The organism is Phenylobacterium sp., assembly GCF_030654915.1.
Lineage (GTDB): Bacteria > Pseudomonadota > Alphaproteobacteria > Caulobacterales > Caulobacteraceae > Phenylobacterium.
Genome location: NZ_JAURWM010000110.1, coordinates 1 through 18,799, shown reverse-complemented (window position 1 = coordinate 18,799; position 18,799 = coordinate 1). Strand labels below are relative to the sequence as shown.

Below are 18,799 nucleotides of genomic sequence, written 5' to 3'. Positions count from 1 at the left end.
CGTCATTCCGGACTGGCGACCACCTCGTCGAGCGCCTCAAGCAGGCGCTCGATGTCCTTTGGCCGCGAGAGCCGGTGATCGCCGTCCTTGATCAGGGTGAAGACCACGTCTTGGCTCTGCAGCGCCTGGGCCAGTTCCAGTGCATGGCGCCACGGCACGTCCGGGTCGGCGCCGCCCTGGAGTATCCGCACCGGCGCATGGACGTTCACGGGCTGGGGCAGGATCGACCACCGCGCGCCGTCCTCCAGCAATTGGCGGGTGATCGGATAGGGCTCGCCATAGTCCGACGGCCGTAGCCAGACGCCGGTCCGCGCCATCTCGGCGCGGTCGGCCTCTGTCATCTGCGGGGCCATCAACTTCTCGGTGAAGTCGGGCGCGGGCGCGATCAGCACCAGGGCCTGGACGCGATCGGGCATGGCTCCCGCCACCAGGCAGGAGATCCATCCGCCCATCGAGGACCCGACCAGCACCGCCGGCCCATCGACCAGTTCGCCCAGCACCGCCAGGGCGTCCTCGCGCCAACGTGTGATCGTGCCATCGGCGAAGTCGCCGTTGGACTCGCCATGCCCGAAATAGTCGAAACGGACATAGGCCCTGCCGCGGGCCACCGCCCAGTCGGCCAGGGCCTGCGCCTTGGTTCCGGCCATGTCGGAGCGAAAGCCTCCCAGCCAGACCACCGTCGGACCGGCGCCGTCCACGCGCCGCCAAGCGATCCTCGCTCCATCCGGCCGCGTCAGAAAACCTGTCGTCTCATCCATGATCGCCCTCATAACGCGAGGATGTGACACCGTCAGCACGCCATCGGGGTTTACCAAACCGAGGCTTACGCTATGCAGAACGGCGTGACGCTTCCCCCAGACTTCACCCTACTCCAGGTCGTGCCCGAGCTTGAAACCGGCGGGGCTGAACAGACCACCATCGATGTGGCGCACGCGGTCGTGCGCATTGGCGGCAAGGCCCTGGTCGCCACCCGCGGAGGTCGCATGGCCGCGAGGCTGGAGGCCGATGGCGCGCGCCTGGCCCAGATGCCGGTCCAGACCAAAAACCCGCTGGTCATGCTGGGCAACGCCGCTCGGTTGGTCGATCTGATCCGGCGCGAAAAAGTCTCCATCGTCCACGCCCGCAGCCGCGCCCCGGCCTTCTCGGCCCTGTGGGCGGCCCAGGTCACCGGCACGCCGTTCGTGGCGACCTATCACGGCGTCTACAACGCCAAGAACCAGCTGAAGCGCTGGTACAACGCCGTGATGACCCGAGGCGACCTGGTGATCGCCAATTCCGACTACACCCGTGACCACGTCCTGGCTGAACACCACCTCGACCCCGCCAAGATCGTGTCGATCCCGCGCGGCATCGACCTGGAGCGGTTCAATCCGAGCTGGGTGACGCCCGAACGCGTCCAGAGCCTGCGCGACGCTTGGGGGCTCGAGGCCCGGGACCGCCGCACGAAACTGCTGCTGGCCGGACGCCTCACCCGCATCAAGGGCCACCTGCTGATCGTCGAGGCCGCGCGCCGGATGAAGGCCCAGGGCCGCGACGACTTCCTGATCATCTTCGCCGGCGACGACCAGGGGCGGACCGATTATCGCCATGAGGTCGAGAACGCGATCGTCCAGGCCGGGCTCATCGACCAGATCCGCATCGTGGGCCACTGCGACGACATGCCGGCCGCCTACCAGATCTGCGATATCGCCATGCTGCCCACGACCAAGCCCGAATCCTTCGGCCGCACGGCCGTCGAGCCGCAGGTGATGGGCAAGCCGGTGCTGGCCTCCGACCACGGCGGCACGACCGAGACCGTGGTGCCAGGCGAAACCGGCTGGCTGGTGAAGGTGGACGATCCCGACGCCTGGGCACAGGCCATGACCAAGGCCATCGACATGGGGCCGCCTCGGTTGGCCGCCATGGGACAGTCCGCCGCCAACCGGGCGCGCCGGCTCTATTCGGTCGACGCCATGTGCGAGGCGACTCTGGCCGCCTACGCCCACGTGTTGGCGGCGCGCCGTTCGGAGTTCAGTCGCTGATGGCCCGCGAGATCAAAAAGATCCTGGTCATCAAGCTCTCGGCCCTGGGCGATTTTGTCCTGGCCCTGGCGGCGATGAAGAAGATCCGCCAGGTGCACAAGAGGGCGCATATCACCCTTCTGACCACGCCGCCCTTCGAGGGCTTGGCCAAGGCCTGCCCCTATTTCAACGCGGTGGAGACCGACGGTCGGCCCAGCGGCCTGGGCGAATGGATGGCGCTGCGCAAGCGGATCAAAGCGGCGCGCTACGACCGGGTCTACGACCTGCAGACCTCGGCTCAATCGGCGCGGATCTTCCATATGCTCGCGCCCTTCCCGCCGGAATGGTCGGGGATCGCCGCCGGCTGCGCCCTGCCGCACAAAAACCCCGACCGCAATCACATGCACACCCTGGAGCGCCAGGCCGACCAGCTGAAATACGCCGGCATCTGGCCGGACGCGCCGACGGAGCCCGGCGCCGCGCCAGGCCCCGACCTGTCCTGGGTGTTGCCCAAGCCCTCACAGTTGCGCCCCGTGCCGGGCGGCGTGAGGCGTCGCCCCTATGCGCTGTTCATCCCCGGCGGTTCGGCCCACCGCCTGGACAAGCGCTGGCCAGCCGAACGCTATGGCCAACTCGGCAAGATGCTGTCCGAGCGCGGCTACGACATCGTCATCATCGGGGGCCTGCAGGAGAGCGCCCTGGCCCGCCAGATCCAGCGATACGTGGGTCAGGCCCGTGACCTCACAGGCCGCACCGACTTCGCGAAGGTGGCGATGCTGGGCGCCAAGGCGGCGTTGGTCGTCGGCAACGACACCGGGCCGCTGCACCTCGCGGCGGCCACGGGCGCCCCGACCGTGGTGATGTTCTCCAGCGCCTCGGACCCCGAACTGGCCGCGCCACGCGGCCACGTGACCGTGCTGAGGGCCGACAACCTCGCGGAACTGCCGGTCTCGGCGGTCCTACAGGCCGCAAACGCGCTGCTACCGGCCGCATAACGGCGATTGCGTGAGACGAACACGTTGCGCCGCTTGATACTCGGCTGCGCCTTCGTCATATATGGTTTGAAGACCGGAGCCTCCGCGCTGCCGGTCGTTCCCGTTACAACAGCTCTAGGAGCGAAAGCCTATTCGCCGCCCGATGCAGGCGCCGCCCGTCAAAGACGGACCGCGCATCAATGAAGACATTCGCGTTCCCAAGGTTCTGCTCATCGATCAACACGGTGAGAAGCAGGGCGTGATGCCGACTTCGTCCGCCATGGAGGCCGCCGCGGAAGCGGGTCTCGATCTCGTGGAGATCGTGCCCAACGCCGATCCGCCCGTTTGCAAGATCCTGGACTACGGCAAGTTCAAGTTCCAGGAGCAGAAGAAGAAGAACGAAGCGCGCAAGCGGCAAAAGGTCGTCGAGATCAAGGAGATCAAACTCCGCCCGAACATCGACACCCACGACTACGACGTCAAAGCCAAGGCGATGCATCGCTTCTTCGAAGAAGGCGACAAGGTGAAAGTCACCCTGCGCTTCCGCGGACGCGAACTTGCTCACCCTGAGCTGGGCATGAAGCTGCTCCAGCAGGTGAAGGCCGACTTCGAGCCGGTGGCCAAGGTCGAGTACGAGCCCCGCATGGAAGGTCGTCAGATGATCATGATCCTGGCCCCGCGCTAGGCTTCTGGCCACATCTAGATTGCAAAACGGCCGCCCTCCGGGGCGGCCGTTTTCATTTGAGCGGTATGGTAGGTGAGGCGTTCCAGCCGCACCTGCACGACGAAGAACAACCTAGCCCAGAGCTCGGACTTGCAGCGTAACGCGGGTCCGCTTAACAGCGTTCACATGTCCGACACCGCCCCCCAGCGGGCTGCCCCGTCCCCGCTGGCGGCGCCGTCCCTGATCGCCGTCATTTTCATCAACATGCTCGGCTTCGGGATCATCGTTCCGTTGCTGCCCTTCTATGCCAAGTCGTTCGACGCGCCGGCATGGCAGATAGCGCTGATCTTCTCGGCCTATTCGGTGGGCGCCTTCTTCGGCGAGCCGTTCTGGGGCCGACTGTCGGACAAGTACGGCCGCAAGCCGCTGCTGATCTCCACGATCACCGGCAACTGCCTGTGCTACCTGGCGCTGGCCTTCGCCCCGAACATTTGGGTCGCCTTCGCGATTCGCTTGGTTGGCGGCCTCGCGGCCGGCAACGGCGCGGTGGTCCAGGGCTATATCGCCGACGTCACCCCGCCTGAGAAGCGCGCGCGGCTGCTGTCGTATCAAGGCGCGGCCTGGAACGTCGGGCTGATCTTCGGCCCGATGGTCGGCGGGCTGTTCGCCCACCCCGACGCCGGCCCCGTCGGCTTCCGCATCCCGCTGTTCATGGCCTCGGGCCTGGCGGCGCTCTGCGTGGTGGCCATCGCCGTGTTCATCAAGGAAAGCCGCGTCCGCGAACAGGCGATCACCCATCGCCCCAGCCGCTGGGCCGCGATCAGCGACGCCGTGGGTCATCCGGTTATCGGCCGGTTGATGCTGCTGACCTTCCTCGTGGGCTTCGCCTTCACCGGTATCGAATCGACTTTCGGCCTTTGGTCGCAGGCCAAGTTCGGGTGGGGTCCGCGTGAGATCGGGGTCTGCTTCGCCTTCACCGGCGCGGCCGCGGCCTTGACCCAGACCTTCCTGACCGGCCGGCTCTCCGAAAAGTATGGCGCGGGGAAGATGCTGGCCATCGGTATGGGCCTGACCGTGGTGGCGGCGGCCGGACAGACTCTGTCCCCAGGCGGCGGGGTGACCATCGCCCTGATGTGCCTGACAGCCATCGGCCAATCGGTGGCCTGGCCTAATGTCAGCGCCATGATCTCGCAGACGGCCGATCCTTATCGCCAGGGGCAGATCCTGGGTCTCAACAACGCCACCGGCGCCCTGGCCCGTGTCGTCGGGCCGTTTTGCGCTGGCCTGATATTCCCGGTGCTGCTGGACGGCCCCTTCATCATGGGCGCCCTGGTTGTCGCGCCGGCCATCTTCCTGGCCCTGGCCGCCAGTCGCCGCGCCGCCGCCCAGCTCGCGGCCGACAAGACACCGGCGCCCACGTCATGAATCCGGCCGTGGGAGCGCCGGCGCCGCACGACGACAAGCGCGCCCTGGTCATCCTGCTGTCGGTGATTTTCCTGAACATCGCCGGCTTTGGCCTGGTGATCCCGCTGCTGCCGTTCTTCGGCAAGGCGCTGAACGCCCCGGCCTGGCAGATCGCCTTGCTGTTCTCGATGTTCTCCTTCGGCCAGTTCTTGGGCGAGCCCTTCTGGGGCCGCCTGTCGGACCGGATCGGGCGGCGGCCGGTGCTGATCGTCACCATCGCGGTCGCGGCGCTCTGCTACGTGGCGCTCGCCTTCGCACCCAACATCTGGCTGGCCTTCGTCGCGCGTTTCGCCGGCGGCTTCTTCGCCGGTAACATCTCGACCTTGCAAGGCTGCATGGCCGACATCACCCCGCCCGACAAACGCGCCGGACGCATGGGCGTGATGGGCTCGGCCTTCTCGTTGGGCTTCATGACCGGCCCGGCGCTCGGCGGCCTGCTGGCCCATCCCGAGCTTGGCCCGATCGGCTTCCACATCCCGCTCTTCGCCGCCGCCGCGTTCGGCCTGGCCTCGTCGGTCTGCGTGGCGCTGTTCGTCCGCGAGACCCGCCCCCCGACCGGCGAAGCCCGCCCCAAGGGACGCTCGCCCGCCCTGCGGAACGCCATCGCCGACCCGATCATCTCGCGCGTCATGATCATCGGCTTCGTCATCGTCTCCGGGTTCGCCGGGATCGAGGCGACCTACGGCCTCTGGACCGAAGCCAAGTTCGGCTGGGGCCCGCGCGAGATCGGCTTCGCCTTCGTGGTGATCGGCGTCATCGGCGCCTTCGCCCAAGGGATGGGCACCGGGGCTCTGGTGCGCCGGTTCGGCGAGCCGCGCGTCCTGATCGCCGGCCTGACGCTGATGTGCATCGGCATGCTGGTGCAGTTCTCGTCGGAGGTCTGGCAGATGGCGGTGCTGGGCCTAGCCATCGTCGGCTTTGGCCAATCGATCTGCTTCCCAAACCTGGTGGCGCTGATCTCGCTCTCCAGCCCGCCCGACCGGCAGGGAGAGATGCTCGGCCTCAACATGTCCAACAACGCGCTCGCCCGGATCGGCGGCCCGATCTATGCGGGCCAGCTATTCTCGCTGGTCTCGCCCGGCGCCCCGTTCGCGCTGGGCGCCTTCCTGATCCTGCCCGCCCTGATCATGGCTTATCAGGTCATGAAGCTGATCCCACGCCGGACCTGACCCGGCTTAAAACAGTCCAGCCAGCAGGTTGATCGTCAGAGCCAGCACCACGGTGTTGAAGACGAAGGCCACCACCCCGTGGATGGTGCCGATCCGGCGCAGTCCCTTGGAGGTGAACTCAATGTCGGCGGTCTGACATGCCACGCCGATGACCACCGAGAAGTGCAAGAAGTCCCAGTAGTCCGGCTCCTCGCCCCCCGGAAACATCAGCCCGCCAGCCACGTCGTCCGAAGGCCCTTCGTCAGGCGCGTAATATTCATGGGCGTAGTGCAGGGCGAAGATCGTCTGCACGATCAGCCAGGACGCCGCCACGGTCGCGAAGGCCAAGCCGATCCGCGCCGCGCGGATCAGCCCGTCGTCGTGCTTGGCCAGGGAGAGCTCCGAACTGATCGCCCAGACGCTGGCGGCCGCCGCCACGATGACCACGGTCAGGATCAGGCCTTGCCCCTCGTCTTGGGTCGCGGCCATCGCCTTGATCGCCTCCGGCGCGCGGCCGCGCATCATCCCCAACACAGCTAGAATGAAGGTGAGGCAGGCGGCGTCCCATGCGAAGATCGCCGCCGTCGACCAGCTCAGGGGCCAAGGCGCGAACAGGCATAGGATCCAGACCCCGACGCCGACCCCGATCGCCGCCAGCAAGCGCGGCCGGTTCACGAACGGCCCGATCCAGGGCCGCAGCGGGGCCGGCAGCAAACGGTCAGGACGAGCTTGGGTCATTCGGTGGATCGCCTCGTCGACAGGTCGGTTTTGTGTATCGCACCGCGGCGCTCGCGGGGCCTAGGGACTCAAACCCTTGCCTTCCTTCGCTCTTTCTCGTAAACGCCCCGCTCTTCGGAGTCGTCTGGCCAAAGGCATGCCAGGGCGACTCGTCAATACGCCAGAGGACGGGGTTAACGCTCCGTAAGAGAAATGCCCAAACTGAAGACTAAGTCAGGCGCCAAAAAGCGCTTCAAACTGACCGCGACCGGCAAGCTTAAGGCTGGCGTCGCGGGCAAGCGTCACCGGCTGCTCAGCCACAACGCTAAGTACATCCGTCAAAACCGCGGCACCAAGGTGATGAGCGCTTCGGACTCGAAGACGATCAAATCCTACCTGCCCTACGGCCTTTGATTGGAGCGCTGACACATGGCTCGCGTTAAACGGGGCGTCACCGCCCACGCGAAGGACAAAAAAGTACTCGAGCAGGCCAACGGTTTCTATGGCCGCCGCAAGAACACCATCCGCGCGGCCAAGGCCGCCGTGGACAAGGCCGGCCAGTACGCCTACCGCGACCGCAAGGTCCGCAAGCGTAACTTCCGCTCGCTGTGGATCCAGCGCATCAACGCTGCGGCCCGCCTCGAAGGCTTCACCTACTCCCAGTTTATCTACGGCCTTGATAAGGCCGGGATCGAAATCGACCGTAAAGTCCTCTCGGACATCGCGGGCAACGATCCGGTCGGGTTCAAGGCCATCGCCGACAAGGTTCGCACCGCGCTGGCTTGAGGCCATTTGAGTCCGACGACTTAACTGAGCATTCGAGAAGCCCTCCGGTGAGAACCGCCGGAGGGCTATTTGCTGCCCTCTTCACGCGTCCCGTCCGTTCCCTTAGACGAGCCCGTCATGACCGCCCAACTCGAAGCCGAAATCACCACCGCCATCGACGCCGCCACCGACGGGCCGGCGCTGGAAGCCGTGCGCATCGCCGCGCTTGGCAAGTCCGGCTCTGTCTCTGACCTGTTGAAGTCGCTGGGGTCGATGAGCCCCGACGAGCGCCGCGAGCGCGGCCCGCAGATCAACGGCCTACGCGACCGGATCGCCGCCGCGATCGCCGAGAAGAAGGCCGCCCTGGAAGCCGCCGAACTCGACGCCAAGCTGGCGGCCGAACGTGTCGATCTCTCGCTGCCGGCGCCGCCGCGCCGCCGCGGCTCGATCCACCCGACCATGCAGGTCATGGATGAGATGATCGCCGTCTTCGCCGAGATGGGTTTTTCCGTCGCCGAAGGCCCGGACATCGAGACCGACTTCAACAACTTCACCGCCCTGAACTTCCCGCCCAAGCACCCGGCGCGGGAAATGCACGACACCTTCTTCCTGCCGGAGGACGCCAACGGCGAGCGCAAGGTCCTGCGCACCCACACCAGCCCGGTCCAGGTACGCGTCATGCACCGGGTGAACGAGAAGCTGCCTGGCTGGATCGCCAACGGCCAGGAGCCGCCGATCCGCGTGATCGTGCCCGGCCGGACGTTCCGCAAGGACAGCGACCAGACCCACACGCCGATGTTCCACCAAATCGAAGGCCTGGTGATCGACAAGGCCATCCACATGGGCCACCTGAAGTGGACCCTGGAAACCTTCATCGCCCGCTTCTTCGAGACCTCGGAAGTGACGACGCGCTTCCGGCCGCACCACTTCCCGTTCACCGAGCCCAGCGCCGAGATGGACGTCCAGTGCGACCGTTCCGGCGGCGAGGTGAAGATCGGCCAGGGAACTGACTGGCTGGAGATCCTCGGCTGCGGGATGGTTCACCCCAATGTGCTGCGCAACGTCGGGCTTGATCCCGACGTCTGGCAGGGCTTCGCCTTCGGCTGCGGCGTCGACCGCCTCGGCGTGCTGAAGTACGGCATGCCCGACCTGCGCGACATGTTCGCCAGCGACGTCCGCTGGCTGGAACACTACGGCTTTGGCCCCTACGCCACCCCGAGCCCGGCGACGGGTCTGAGCTGATGGGCGGGTCCGCCGCCCACGCATCGCTCGAGCACTTTGCTTTCGGCGACAGCCCGGCCATGGCCGACGCGCTCCTCGCTCTGGTTCTCGAGGGCAAGAAGACCGCGACCTGCTGGGCGGCGGTCCAGGGCCTGAAAGGCAGCGAACTCGGCGCGCGTTATGTCGTGCTCGATGGGGCCGCCAAGCCCCGCGCCGTCATCGAATCCACCGAACTGGTCCAGCGCCGCTTCGATGAGGTCGATCCCACCTTCGCCGCCGAGGAAGGCGAAGGCGATCTCAGCCGGGCTCATTGGGCCACCGTTCACGAAGACTGTTTCACACGCGAAGGCACCTACGCGCCCGACATGCTGCTCTGGTGCGAGCGCTTCCGCCTGGTCGAGATTATCGGCGAAGGAGCCGATCAATGAAATTCACGCTCTCCTGGCTCCGGGATCACCTGGACACCACCGCCACCGCTCAACAGTTGGTCGACGCCATGACCATGGCCGGCCTTGAGGTCGAGCACGTGGACGATCCCGCGACCAAGCTGGCGGCCTTCTCGGTCGCCAAGATTGTCGAGGCGGTCCAGCATCCCAACGCCGACCGCCTGCGCGTCTGCCAGGTCGAGACGCGGGACGGCCGCAAGGAGATCGTCTGCGGCGCACCGAACGCGCGGGTGGGCCTGACCACCATCTACGCCCCAATCGGCGCCTATGTGCCAGGCCTGGGCGTCACCCTGGTCGAGAAGCCGGTGCGCGGGGTGGTCTCCAACGGCATGCTCTGCTCGGCCTCCGAGCTTGAGACCGCCTCGGAATCAGACGGCATCATGGAGTTGCCGGACGATCTGGCCGTCGGGACCCCGGCCGCCGAGGCGCTCGGCCTCGAAGCAGTCATCGACTTCGAAGTTACCCCCAACCGCCCCGACTGGCTGGGCGTCGTCGGCATCGCCCGCGACCTGGCCGCAGCGGGCCTCGGAACCCTGAAGAACGTCGGCGTCGCGCAGGTCCCGGGCAAGTTCCCCAACCCTGTCGAGATCCGCCTGGACGGCGTCGGCGCTTGCCGCCAGTTCTCCGGCCGGCTGATCCGGGGCGTGAAGAACGGCCCCTCCCCGGCCTGGCTGCAACAGAAGCTGCTCTCGATCGGCCTGCGCCCCATCAACGCCCTGGTCGATGTCACCAACCTGATCACCTACGACCGCGCCCGGCCGCTGCACGTCTATGACGCCAGCAAGCTAAGCGGCGGCTTCATCGAGGCGCGCCTCGGCCGCGAGGGCGAAAGCTTCGAAGCTCTCGACGGCAAGACCTATGCGATCACCCCGGACATGACCGTCATCGCCGACGCCTCGGGCGTCATCGGCCTGGGCGGCGTGATGGGCGGCTTGAGCACGGGCAGTTCGGATGACACCAACGACGTCTTCGTCGAGAGCGCCTGGTTCGACCCAATCCAGACCGCCCAGACCGGCCGGGCCACCGGCATCAATTCCGACGCTCAGTACCGCTTCGCGCGCGGCGTCGATCCCGAGAGCCTGGTTCCGGGCCTGGAGCTGGCGACCAAGCTGATCCTGGAGCTGTGCGGCGGCGAGCCGTCGGAAATCTCGGTGACCGGCGAGGCCCTGCCGCGGCCCGCGCCCATCGACTTCGACCGCGCCTACGTCAAGAAGCTGGCGGGCCTCGACCTGCAGCCGAAGCGGATCGACGATATTCTGCGCGACCTCGGCTTCGTGATCGAGGGCGACGTCGTCGCGCCGCCGTCCTGGCGCCGTGACGTGGAGGGCAAGGCCGACCTGGTGGAAGAGGTGGCGCGTATCGAGGGTTATGACGCCCTGCCCGCCCTGCCGCTGCCGGAGATGCCGCCCACCGCCGGCGGCGTGCTGACCGCGCGCCAGTCGCGCATCCGCGCCGGCCGCCGCGCCATGGCCGCCAAGGGCTATGCCGAGACCATCACCTGGAGCTTCACCAAGCGTGACACCGCCCGCCTGTTCGGCGGCGGCCAGGACGAGTTGGTCGTCACCAATCCGATCGCTTCGGATCTGGACTGCATGCGTCCCTCGATCCTGCCGAACCTGATCGAGGCCGCCGGCCGCAACGCCCGTCGCGGCTTCCCCGACGTGGCGCTGTTCGAGATCGGCCCCCTCTACAAGGGCGACCAGCCGGCCGACCAACTGACCAGCATCGCCGCCATCATCGCCCCGCACGCCCCGCGTCGCTGGGACGGCGCCAAGCCCGACGCCCTGTTCGAGCTGAAGGCCGACCTGATGTCGCTGCTGGACGATCTCGGGGCGCCGACGACGTCGCTGCAGGTCGCTCAGTCCGGTCAATCGGACTGGTGGCATCCGGGCCGCTCGGCCGCTCTTCGTCTCGGCAAGAACACTCTCGTCGAGTTCGGTGAAATCCATCCGCGCATCCTGAAGGCCCTGGATGTCGAGGGTCCGATCCTGGCCTTCGAACTGATTGTCGACGCGCTGCCCGAGCCCAAGAAGAAGGCGACCAAGACCAAGCCGGCGCTGGAGCTCTCGGCTCTGATGCCGCTGTCGCGCGACTTCGCCTTCGTGGTCGCCGTCGATGTCGCCGCCGCGGACCTGATCAAGGCCGTGGCCGGCGCCGACAAGGCGCTGATCACCCAGGCCCGGGTGTTCGACGTCTATCAAGGCCCCGGCGTGGCCGAGGGCTTCAAGTCGGTGGCCGTCGAGGTGGTGCTGCAGCCGCGCGAGAAGACCCTGACCGAGGCCGAGATCGAGGCTCTGTCGGCCAAGGTCGTGGCGGCCGCTGAAAAGGCCGTGAGCGCCAAGCTCCGGACTTGATCGCAGACATGGGATCGGCCCCCAATGAGGAGAGGCCGATCCCGTGCGCTAGGCGCCGCTGCTCCCCGACCGCTCGGGGAGGCTAGGCGCGTTGCGTTGCTAGAACGGCAGCATCCGCTGCTTACGGCTGAAGCCGAGATAGCCGACATTGGCGCCCAGGCGCAGACCGACGCCGGTGCGGATCGGCGCGATGGTGACCTCGTCGGAGCGCAGGTAATTCACCCCCAGGCCGGCGATGAAATAGGCCGCGCCCTCGACGCCCGGGAACCGCTGGAAGATCACTTCCGGGTACTGGAGATTGTAGCAAAGGGTGAAGACCCGGCTAGCGTTGCCGCCGAAATCCCACCCGATCGACGGGCCCTGCCAGAAGACCTCGATGGGTTCGCGGTTCTTCATATAGAGCAGACCACGGCCGTAGCGCGCGCCGCCCACAAAGGCGCCTGAGGCCTCTTCGCCGGCGATGTAGGCGGTGGGTTTGCCGTTGTCCTGGAACACACGCTCGATAGCGCCGCCCGCGGCCTCGGCGCCCACGCCTAGGAAGTCCGAGACGTTGTTGACGATCTCGTCGCGGTTATAGGTTTCGGCCTTGCCGGCCGAATAGCTCGGATTGGCCGTGGCGGTGGGCGTCGGCGATGGCGGTGAACCGGGACCGGCCGGCTGAGCAGAGGCGCAGCCCGCTACGCCAAGCGTGGCTATTCCCGAAACGATGAGCGTACGGCGATCCATGTGTCGCAAAATCCTTGAAGCTAGAACAAGCCTCACATCCCCAAGCGGCATGAATGCGGCGGTCTGGCTTAACGCCGGATTAACCATGCGCTCATGACGACGCTCACTTGGGGAATGGAGGAAAAGACGCACGCTCGCGATCTTGCGTGAATGTGCTAGACGCAGCGGACCATGACGACGCCTCTGTCCCACATCCGCAATTTCTCCATCGTCGCGCACATCGACCATGGGAAATCGACCCTATCCGATCGCCTGATCCAGGAAACCGGCGGCCTCACCAAGCGTGAGATGACCGAACAGGTGCTGGACAACATGGAGATCGAGCGCGAGCGCGGCATCACCATCCAGGCCCAGACCGTCCGCCTCGAATACAAGGCCAAGGACGGCGAGACCTATGTCCTGAACCTGATGGACACCCCCGGCCACGTCGACTTCGCCTATGAGGTCAGCCGTTCGCTGGCCGCCTGCGAAGGCTCGATCCTGGTCGTCGACTCCTCGCAAGGCGTCGAGGCCCAGACCTTGGCCAACGTCTATCAGGCGATCGACAACAATCACGAGATCGTCCCGGTCCTCAACAAGATCGACCTGCCCGCCGCCGAGCCGGAACGGGTGCGTCAGCAGATCGAGGACGTAATCGGCATCGACGCCTCCGAAGCCGTGCTCTGCTCGGCCAAGACCGGCGAAGGCATCGCTGAGGTGCTGGAAGCGGTGATCGCCAGATTGCCGCCGCCCAAGGGCGACCGCGAAGCGCCTCTCAAGGCGCTGTTGGTCGACGCCTGGTACGACCCCTATCTCGGCGTCGTGGTCCTGGTCCGCGTGCTCGACGGTGTCCTGCGCTCGGGCATGAAGGTCCGGATGATGAACGCCGGCGCCACCCACCAGGTGGACAAGATCGGCGTCTTCACCCCTAAGCAGACCGAGGTCGCCGAACTGGGTCCGGGCGAGATCGGCTACATCACCGCCCAGATCAAGCAGGTCGCCGACGCCGCCGTCGGCGATACGATCACCGAGGAAAAGCGGCAGACCGAAAAGGCCCTAGCGGGCTTCCGCGTCGCCCAGTCGGTGGTGTTCTGCGGCCTGTTCCCGGTGGACGCGGCCGACTTCGAAGACCTGCGCGCCGCCATCGGCCGGCTGCGCCTGAACGACGCCTCCTTCACCTACGAGATGGAAACCAGCGCCGCGCTGGGCTTCGGCTTCCGCTGCGGGTTCCTGGGACTGCTGCACCTGGAAATCATCCAGGAGCGCCTCAGCCGCGAGTTCGACCTCGACCTGATCGCGACCGCGCCCAGCGTCGTCTACAAGATCCACATGAACGACGGTTCGGAGATCGAGCTGCACAATCCGGCCGACATGCCGGACCCGGTAAAGATCGAGAGCATCAGCGAACCCTGGATCAAGGCGACGATCCTGACGCCGGACGAGTATCTGGGCTCGGTCATCAAGCTCTGCCAGGACCGGCGCGGCGAACAGCGCGAGCTGTCGTATGTCGGCTCCCGCGCCCTGGTCGTCTACGACCTGCCGCTGAACGAAGTGGTCTTCGACTTCTACGACCGCCTGAAGAGCGTCTCGAAGGGTTACGCCTCCTTCGACTACGCCATCGAAGGCTACCGGGTCGGCGACCTGGTGAAGATGTCGATCCTGGTCAATTCCGAGCCGGTGGACGCGCTCTCGATGCTGGTCCACCGTGACCGCGCCGAGACCCGTGGCCGCGGCATGGTCGAGAAGATGAAGGACCTCATCAGTCCGCACCAGTTCCAGATTCCGCTGCAGGCGGCGATCGGCGGCCGGATCGTGGCCCGTGAAACCATCCGCGCCCTGCGCAAGGACGTGACGGCCAAGTGCTACGGCGGCGACATGAGCCGCAAGCGCAAGCTGCTGGACAAGCAGAAGGCCGGCAAGAAGCGCATGCGCCAGTTCGGCAAGGTCGAGATCCCGCAGGAAGCCTTCATCGCCGCCCTGAAGATGGACGCCGACTAGGCCTAGGCGGCACGAACCGCCACAGCGCCAACACGTAGGCGAACACCGCGACATAGGCCGCGGTGAACGCCCATATCGGCAGCGGCCAATAGATCAGGTCGTTGACGATGCGCATGATCAACGGCTCACCGCTCGCGCCGCCGAAGAGTTCGTCCTGCCAGATGGTCAGGAAGCAGGCGCGGCCCATGAGCGCCTGCAACGCGACGACCGCGAGCGAGGCCAGGTGCAAAAGCCGCCACCAGCGCAGCCGCACGAAGCTCCATCCCCGCCACGCTCCGAGGGGGATGGCCACTAGGCCAAATAGGTTGAAGGCGATCACCGCAAGGTGCGCGGCCAACACCCCACCGCCGAGAAGCACTTGGTTCATAGGCCTAGCCTAGAGGTCGCACCCTTGCCGGCACGACTGCAACCGATTGATCGGCCTATTGTAACTGCCTAAAAAGCGCCGTGAAGCTTGGCCATCAGGCGGCTGAACCATTCGGGGGAACCACCATGCGCAAGATCATCATCCTCACCGTGACCGCCGCCGCCCTGCTGACGGCGGCCTGCAACACGGTGGCCGGCATCGGTCGCGACGCCCAGGCCGCTGGCGCGGCGGTGTCCGGCGTAGCCAACGACATGAAGCGCTAGGCGTCCTCCTCGCGCGACGCGGCCTCGGCGATCTTGGCCTTCTCGCTCGGCGGCACTACAGCCGGGTCGGCGTCTCGCGAACTCTCCTCGGCCGGCGTCGTGGGGCCGAGGCGGCCATGAGGGAGCTTTTCCAGAGGCGGGCGTTCGTCGGTCATGGCCAAGTTCCTTGTTCTAAAGGAAAGGCTTAAGGTCGCCCGAGCGTTCCCGCGCCGGGTTGCTGCTAGTCCTGCGACGGCAAGCCCCCTTTCCTCGGCGCACGCCAGGGCGCATACGAACCGGGTCAGGTTTCAGGCGCCCTATAGATGTTTATCCGCTCTATGCTTCGTGGCCTGAAGGGTCGGTGCCCCGCCTGCGGCGAGGGCAAGCTGTTCTGGCGCTACCTCAAGGTTGAACCGCGGTGCGGCGAATGCGGCCATGACCTGGCGAAATACCCCGCCGACGACGGCCCGGCCTATTTCACCATCCTCATCGTCGGCCACCTGATCGTCGGCCCGCTGTTGTTTTTCCCGATCATCTGGGAGGCGCCGACCGCGATCGTGCTGCCGGCCACGCTGATCCCGCTGGCGATCGCCACCCTGCTTTTGCTGCCGGTCGTGAAGGGCTGGTTCATCGGCCTGCTCTACGCCCTGAAAATCAAGAACAACGACGCGGCCATCCACACGTCTGACATCGCCGACTAGGGCCGCAGGGAACCGCCTGCAGGGCGGATCGTTCGTTTCGCCTGGCCGGCCACACGGCGCCGGCCTCCTAAGGGAGACGAACCATTATGGGCGTTGGGACAATCCTGCTCATCATCCTGGTCCTGCTGTTGATCGGCGCTTTGCCGACCTGGGGCCACTCACGCTCGTGGGGTTACTTTCCCTCCGGCGGCCTTGGCCTGGTCCTGGTGATCGTGCTCATCCTGGTGCTGATGGGACGCATCTAGCCTTCTGTCGCGACGGCCCCTAGCATCCCCGCAAAATATCGGGGGGAATTGCATGACGGCCGCGGAAACGGGGGTCGACGCTCAGGCGCCGAGTGACATTCTAACGCCGGGCCTCACGCCCGTGCAGCGTCTGCGCGCGATCCTCGGAGGCTCGGCCGGCAATCTCGTCGAGTGGTACGACTGGTTCGCCTATTCCTCGTTCACGCTCTACTTCGCGCATCACTTCTTCCCGAAGGGCGACCTGACCGCCCAATTGCTGCAGGCGGCGGCGATCTTCGCGGTCGGCTTCCTGGCCAGGCCCTTGGGCGCCTGGATGATGGGCCTCTATGCCGACCGGGTGGGCCGCAAGGCGGCGCTCTCATTGGCGGTGGCGATGATGTGCGCCGGCTCGCTGATCATCGCGGTCGCCCCCAGCTACGCCATGGTAGGCGCCGCCGCGCCCGTGATCCTGCTGATGGCGCGTCTGCTTCAAGGGCTATCGGTCGGCGGCGAGTACGGCGCCAGCGCCACCTACATGTCGGAGATGGCCGGCCGCGCCCGCCGGGGTTTCTGGTCCAGCTTCCAGTACGTGACGCTGATCATGGGCCAGCTCCTAGCCCTGGCGGTGCTGATCGTCCTGCAAAACACGATGGACAAGGCCGACCTCATGGCCTGGGGCTGGCGTATCCCGTTCGTCATCGGAGCGGTGCTGGCGGTGGTGGTGTTCTGGATCCGCAGCAGCCTCGACGAAAGCCCCTCGTTCCTGGCGGCCAAGGAGAGCGGCGCGCCGCGCTCAACCACCATGCTGCTGTTCCTGAACCACCCGCGTGAGAGCGCGATCATCTTCTGCCTGACCGCCGGCGGCTCGCTCGCCTTCTACGCCTACACGACCTACATGCAGAAATTCCTGATCAACACCTCGGGCTTCTCCAAGAACACAGCGACCACGATCACCGCCGCGGCGCTCTTCATCTTCATGTGCTGCCAGCCGCTGTTCGGCTACCTGTCGGACCATCTCGGCCGGCATCGGACCATCGCCTTCGCGTTCGGCGCCGGCGCCTTGCTCACCTATCCAGCCATGAGCGCCATCGCCGGGACCGACAACGCCCTCGTCGCCTTTGGCCTGATGACCCTGCTGCTGGTCGTCCTGTCCGGCTACACCTCGGTCAGCGCCCTGGTGAAGGCCGAACTGTTCCCCGCTCACGTGCGCGCCCTGGGCGTCGCCCTACCCTATGCGATCGCCAACGCCCTGTTCGGCGGCACGGCGGAATATGTTGCGCTGTGGTTCAAGCAGCAGGGTATGGAAAGCAGTTCCTACATCTATGTTTCGGCGATCATGGCCGTAGCGTTCGTTGTGGCGCTGCGCCTGCGCAATACGAACCGCGAAAGCTTGATCACCGAGGACTGAGGCCATGAAATTCCTCCAAGCCCTCACCGCCCTCGACATCATCGCCCTGGCGATCTTCATCCTCGCCTGGACGGCCTACGAGCCGATGCTGAAGGCGGTCGCCAGAGGAAAGGGTGTGATCAACACCGACATGACCGTGATCCGCGCCGCATGGATGCGGAACATGGCCGGGCGCGAGAACAAGTTCATGGACGGCCAACTGCTCGGCCACACCCTGAACTCGGCCTCGTTCTTCGCCTCGTCCAACCTGATCCTGATCGCGGGCGCCGCGGGCGTGCTGTTCGGCGGCGAAGGCGCCTTTCGCAGCGCCTCCAGCCTGATGGTGCTGAAGACCTCCTCGCGCCTCTTGTTCGAGGCCCAGATCGCCCTGGTCCTGCTGGCGCTTGCGCGCGGCCTGCTCGATTTCATCTGGGCGATCCGCCAAATGAACTATTGCCTGGCCGCCATCGGGGCCGCGCCCGACACCGAGGACAAGTCGCTCCAGCGCGCCTATGGCGACACCACCGCCCGGCTGCTGAACCCGGCGTTGTCGTCATTCAACCGAGGCGTCAGGGGTTACTACTTCGCGCTCGCCGCCGCCGCGTGGCTGTTTGGCCCTGGCGCCTTTATCGCCACCACCCTGGCCGCTCTGACTTTGTTATTCACGCGGCAGCGCAAATCGCCCTCAGCCAAGGCCGTCGGCGACCTGCGGCGGATGATCGAGAAGCTCTAGGCGAGCCCGAGCTCCGCCCGCAGCTTGCGGGTGAGCTTTCCCGCGATCAGTTCGTGAGACGTCGTCAGCCAGCCGACCACCTCGTCGGCCTGCAAGTCTTCAAGATCCACGACCACCCAACTCCCCTTGGCCAGATAGGGCGCCTGACGGCCCGGGCCGTCATCGGTCAGCACCATGAACCCGATCTCGGTCACCTTGAACGACAAGCCGCCAGCCAGGCCGCAGATCGCGAACACCTTGCCGCCCACCTTGTAAACGTCGGCGCCGCCCCACTGGACGACCTTCGTCACGGCCGGCAGCGCCAAGGCCGTGGCCTCCACCTCTTCGCGGGTCATGCCGGGCCGCTAGGCGCGCGTCGGCGCAGCTTCCCCGGCATCAAGCCTGGACGCCCACGCCGATCGGGCAGGTCACGCCCGTGCCGCCGATCCCGCAATAGCCGTTCGGGTTCTTGGCCAGGTACTGCTGGTGATAGTCCTCGGCGAAGTAGAACTCCGGCGCCTCGGCGATCTCGGTGGTGACCGCGCCATAGCCCTTGTCCGACAGCGCCTGCTGATAGGCCTGCAGCGAGGCCACGGCGGCGGAGGCCTGGGCGTCGTTGTGGACATAGATGCCCGAGCGGTACTGGGTGCCGATGTCGTTGCCCTGGCGCATGCCCTGGGTCGGGTCGTGGTTCTCCCAGAACACCTTCA

At 66.3% G+C, this 18,799-nt stretch carries 23 protein-coding genes; 16 read left to right on the top strand and 7 right to left on the bottom strand.

Features of this window, described 5'->3' with window-relative positions; all coding sequences use genetic code 11:
* Positions 1–2 precede the first annotated feature (2 nt).
* On the bottom strand, positions 3–758 hold the full coding sequence (locus tag Q7T84_RS05665) for an alpha/beta fold hydrolase (protein ID WP_304806776.1): 756 nt from the start codon (positions 756–758) through the stop codon (positions 3–5).
* Between the two features lie 84 nt (positions 759–842).
* On the opposite strand from Q7T84_RS05665, the gene Q7T84_RS05660 reads away from it, so the two are divergent.
* The 5 genes from Q7T84_RS05660 (at position 843) to Q7T84_RS05640 (ending at position 6,271) form a co-directional block, all read left to right on the top strand.
* Positions 843–2,021, top strand: a complete 1,179-nt coding sequence (locus tag Q7T84_RS05660; protein WP_304806775.1) for a glycosyltransferase family 4 protein — start codon at positions 843–845, stop codon at positions 2,019–2,021.
* A complete protein-coding gene (locus Q7T84_RS05655) occupies positions 2,021–2,995 on the top strand; it encodes a glycosyltransferase family 9 protein (RefSeq protein WP_304806774.1) in 975 nt (324 codons plus the stop codon). The genes Q7T84_RS05660 and Q7T84_RS05655 overlap by 1 nt, the downstream gene beginning before the upstream one ends.
* 142 nt (positions 2,996–3,137) lie before the next feature.
* Entirely contained in the window at positions 3,138–3,659 is a 522-nt protein-coding gene (gene infC, locus Q7T84_RS05650; RefSeq protein ID WP_304806773.1) for a translation initiation factor IF-3, read from the top strand.
* A gap of 165 nt (positions 3,660–3,824) precedes the next feature.
* Positions 3,825–5,063 (top strand): MFS transporter, encoded by a 1,239-nt coding sequence (locus Q7T84_RS05645; RefSeq protein ID WP_304806772.1) that lies wholly within the window; start codon positions 3,825–3,827, stop codon positions 5,061–5,063.
* On the top strand, positions 5,060–6,271 hold the full coding sequence (locus Q7T84_RS05640; protein WP_304806771.1) for an MFS transporter: 1,212 nt from the start codon (positions 5,060–5,062) through the stop codon (positions 6,269–6,271). The genes Q7T84_RS05645 and Q7T84_RS05640 overlap by 4 nt, the downstream gene beginning before the upstream one ends.
* Before the next feature lie 6 nt (positions 6,272–6,277).
* Here the strand turns inward: Q7T84_RS05640 and Q7T84_RS05635 are convergent, their stop codons facing one another.
* Positions 6,278–6,988 (bottom strand): DUF1345 domain-containing protein, encoded by a 711-nt coding sequence (locus tag Q7T84_RS05635; protein ID WP_304806770.1) that lies wholly within the window; start codon positions 6,986–6,988, stop codon positions 6,278–6,280.
* 192 nt (positions 6,989–7,180) lie between these two features.
* Between Q7T84_RS05635 and rpmI the strand changes: the two genes are divergently transcribed.
* From rpmI to pheT, 5 genes are all read left to right on the top strand, one after another.
* Positions 7,181–7,381: a 50S ribosomal protein L35 gene (rpmI, locus tag Q7T84_RS05630; protein WP_304806769.1), complete on the top strand. Its 201-nt coding sequence runs from the start codon at positions 7,181–7,183 to the stop codon at positions 7,379–7,381.
* Between the two features lie 15 nt (positions 7,382–7,396).
* Entirely contained in the window at positions 7,397–7,753 is a 357-nt protein-coding gene (rplT, locus tag Q7T84_RS05625; protein WP_304806768.1) for a 50S ribosomal protein L20, read from the top strand.
* Between the two features lie 117 nt (positions 7,754–7,870).
* The gene (pheS, locus tag Q7T84_RS05620; RefSeq protein WP_304806767.1) at positions 7,871–8,974 is read left to right on the top strand and encodes a phenylalanine--tRNA ligase subunit alpha; all 1,104 of its coding nucleotides are present in this window, start codon (positions 7,871–7,873) and stop codon (positions 8,972–8,974) included.
* Positions 8,975–9,033: 59 nt separating this feature from the next.
* The gene (locus tag Q7T84_RS05615) at positions 9,034–9,381 is read left to right on the top strand and encodes an ASCH domain-containing protein (protein ID WP_304806766.1); all 348 of its coding nucleotides are present in this window, start codon (positions 9,034–9,036) and stop codon (positions 9,379–9,381) included.
* Positions 9,378–11,753 (top strand): phenylalanine--tRNA ligase subunit beta, encoded by a 2,376-nt coding sequence (gene pheT, locus Q7T84_RS05610; protein ID WP_304806765.1) that lies wholly within the window; start codon positions 9,378–9,380, stop codon positions 11,751–11,753. Before Q7T84_RS05615 ends, pheT begins: the two co-directional genes overlap by 4 nt.
* A gap of 99 nt (positions 11,754–11,852) precedes the next feature.
* Here the strand turns inward: pheT and Q7T84_RS05605 are convergent, their stop codons facing one another.
* A complete protein-coding gene (locus Q7T84_RS05605; protein ID WP_304806764.1) occupies positions 11,853–12,479 on the bottom strand; it encodes a DUF1134 domain-containing protein in 627 nt (208 codons plus the stop codon).
* A 171-nt stretch (positions 12,480–12,650) separates the two neighbouring features.
* Between Q7T84_RS05605 and lepA the strand changes: the two genes are divergently transcribed.
* Positions 12,651–14,456: a translation elongation factor 4 gene (gene lepA, locus Q7T84_RS05600; RefSeq protein ID WP_304806763.1), complete on the top strand. Its 1,806-nt coding sequence runs from the start codon at positions 12,651–12,653 to the stop codon at positions 14,454–14,456.
* Here the strand turns inward: lepA and Q7T84_RS05595 are convergent.
* Positions 14,425–14,823: a DUF2784 domain-containing protein gene (locus tag Q7T84_RS05595; RefSeq protein ID WP_304806762.1), complete on the bottom strand. Its 399-nt coding sequence runs from the start codon at positions 14,821–14,823 to the stop codon at positions 14,425–14,427. The genes lepA and Q7T84_RS05595 overlap by 32 nt on opposite strands.
* Before the next feature lie 125 nt (positions 14,824–14,948).
* Between Q7T84_RS05595 and Q7T84_RS05590 the strand changes: the two genes are divergently transcribed.
* Positions 14,949–15,086, top strand: coding sequence for an entericidin EcnA/B family protein (locus Q7T84_RS05590; RefSeq protein WP_304806761.1), 138 nt, complete (start codon positions 14,949–14,951; stop codon positions 15,084–15,086).
* Here Q7T84_RS05590 and Q7T84_RS05585 read toward each other — a convergent pair.
* Positions 15,083–15,241 carry a hypothetical protein gene (locus Q7T84_RS05585; RefSeq protein WP_304806760.1) on the bottom strand — a complete coding sequence of 53 codons (159 nt, stop codon included), beginning with the start codon at positions 15,239–15,241 and terminating at the stop codon, positions 15,083–15,085. The genes Q7T84_RS05590 and Q7T84_RS05585 overlap by 4 nt on opposite strands.
* 147 nt (positions 15,242–15,388) lie before the next feature.
* On the opposite strand from Q7T84_RS05585, the gene Q7T84_RS05580 reads away from it, so the two are divergent.
* The 4 genes from Q7T84_RS05580 (at position 15,389) to Q7T84_RS05565 (ending at position 18,110) form a co-directional block, all read left to right on the top strand.
* Positions 15,389–15,766: a DUF983 domain-containing protein gene (locus Q7T84_RS05580; RefSeq protein ID WP_304806759.1), complete on the top strand. Its 378-nt coding sequence runs from the start codon at positions 15,389–15,391 to the stop codon at positions 15,764–15,766.
* An 86-nt stretch (positions 15,767–15,852) separates the two neighbouring features.
* Positions 15,853–16,011, top strand: coding sequence for a DUF3309 family protein (locus tag Q7T84_RS05575; RefSeq protein WP_304806758.1), 159 nt, complete (start codon positions 15,853–15,855; stop codon positions 16,009–16,011).
* Positions 16,012–16,063: 52 nt separating this feature from the next.
* Positions 16,064–17,398, top strand: a complete 1,335-nt coding sequence (locus Q7T84_RS05570) for an MFS transporter (protein WP_304806757.1) — start codon at positions 16,064–16,066, stop codon at positions 17,396–17,398.
* Positions 17,399–17,402: 4 nt separating this feature from the next.
* Positions 17,403–18,110, top strand: coding sequence for a DUF599 domain-containing protein (locus Q7T84_RS05565; protein ID WP_304806756.1), 708 nt, complete (start codon positions 17,403–17,405; stop codon positions 18,108–18,110).
* On the opposite strand, the gene Q7T84_RS05560 is transcribed toward Q7T84_RS05565, so the two are convergent.
* Both Q7T84_RS05560 and msrA read right to left on the bottom strand, forming a co-directional pair.
* On the bottom strand, positions 18,107–18,445 hold the full coding sequence (locus tag Q7T84_RS05560) for an MmcQ/YjbR family DNA-binding protein (protein WP_304806755.1): 339 nt from the start codon (positions 18,443–18,445) through the stop codon (positions 18,107–18,109). The two genes, Q7T84_RS05565 and Q7T84_RS05560, sit on opposite strands and share 4 nt — an antisense overlap.
* A gap of 40 nt (positions 18,446–18,485) precedes the next feature.
* A partial coding sequence (gene msrA / locus Q7T84_RS05555; RefSeq protein ID WP_304806754.1) for a peptide-methionine (S)-S-oxide reductase MsrA occupies positions 18,486–18,799 on the bottom strand: 314 nt, incomplete at its 5' end.

What these genes read in the sequence shown, in the direction of transcription:
- Q7T84_RS05665 (WP_304806776.1), bottom strand. Translation starts at nt 758, where the DNA reads ATGGATGAGACGACAGGTTTTCTGACGCGGCCGGATGGAGCGAGGATC.
- Q7T84_RS05655 (WP_304806774.1), top strand. Translation starts at nt 2,021, where the DNA reads ATGGCCCGCGAGATCAAAAAGATCCTGGTCATCAAGCTCTCGGCCCTG.
- infC (WP_304806773.1), top strand. Translation starts at nt 3,138, where the DNA reads ATGCAGGCGCCGCCCGTCAAAGACGGACCGCGCATCAATGAAGACATT.
- Q7T84_RS05645 (WP_304806772.1), top strand. Translation starts at nt 3,825, where the DNA reads ATGTCCGACACCGCCCCCCAGCGGGCTGCCCCGTCCCCGCTGGCGGCG.
- Q7T84_RS05640 (WP_304806771.1), top strand. Translation starts at nt 5,060, where the DNA reads ATGAATCCGGCCGTGGGAGCGCCGGCGCCGCACGACGACAAGCGCGCC.
- Q7T84_RS05635 (WP_304806770.1), bottom strand. Translation starts at nt 6,988, where the DNA reads ATGACCCAAGCTCGTCCTGACCGTTTGCTGCCGGCCCCGCTGCGGCCC.
- rpmI (WP_304806769.1), top strand. Translation starts at nt 7,181, where the DNA reads ATGCCCAAACTGAAGACTAAGTCAGGCGCCAAAAAGCGCTTCAAACTG.
- rplT (WP_304806768.1), top strand. Translation starts at nt 7,397, where the DNA reads ATGGCTCGCGTTAAACGGGGCGTCACCGCCCACGCGAAGGACAAAAAA.
- pheS (WP_304806767.1), top strand. Translation starts at nt 7,871, where the DNA reads ATGACCGCCCAACTCGAAGCCGAAATCACCACCGCCATCGACGCCGCC.
- Q7T84_RS05615 (WP_304806766.1), top strand. Translation starts at nt 9,034, where the DNA reads ATGGCCGACGCGCTCCTCGCTCTGGTTCTCGAGGGCAAGAAGACCGCG.
- pheT (WP_304806765.1), top strand. Translation starts at nt 9,378, where the DNA reads ATGAAATTCACGCTCTCCTGGCTCCGGGATCACCTGGACACCACCGCC.
- Q7T84_RS05605 (WP_304806764.1), bottom strand. Translation starts at nt 12,479, where the DNA reads ATGGATCGCCGTACGCTCATCGTTTCGGGAATAGCCACGCTTGGCGTA.
- lepA (WP_304806763.1), top strand. Translation starts at nt 12,651, where the DNA reads ATGACGACGCCTCTGTCCCACATCCGCAATTTCTCCATCGTCGCGCAC.
- Q7T84_RS05595 (WP_304806762.1), bottom strand. Translation starts at nt 14,823, where the DNA reads ATGAACCAAGTGCTTCTCGGCGGTGGGGTGTTGGCCGCGCACCTTGCG.
- Q7T84_RS05590 (WP_304806761.1), top strand. Translation starts at nt 14,949, where the DNA reads ATGCGCAAGATCATCATCCTCACCGTGACCGCCGCCGCCCTGCTGACG.
- Q7T84_RS05585 (WP_304806760.1), bottom strand. Translation starts at nt 15,241, where the DNA reads ATGACCGACGAACGCCCGCCTCTGGAAAAGCTCCCTCATGGCCGCCTC.
- Q7T84_RS05580 (WP_304806759.1), top strand. Translation starts at nt 15,389, where the DNA reads ATGTTTATCCGCTCTATGCTTCGTGGCCTGAAGGGTCGGTGCCCCGCC.
- Q7T84_RS05575 (WP_304806758.1), top strand. Translation starts at nt 15,853, where the DNA reads ATGGGCGTTGGGACAATCCTGCTCATCATCCTGGTCCTGCTGTTGATC.
- Q7T84_RS05570 (WP_304806757.1), top strand. Translation starts at nt 16,064, where the DNA reads ATGACGGCCGCGGAAACGGGGGTCGACGCTCAGGCGCCGAGTGACATT.
- Q7T84_RS05565 (WP_304806756.1), top strand. Translation starts at nt 17,403, where the DNA reads ATGAAATTCCTCCAAGCCCTCACCGCCCTCGACATCATCGCCCTGGCG.
- Q7T84_RS05560 (WP_304806755.1), bottom strand. Translation starts at nt 18,445, where the DNA reads ATGACCCGCGAAGAGGTGGAGGCCACGGCCTTGGCGCTGCCGGCCGTG.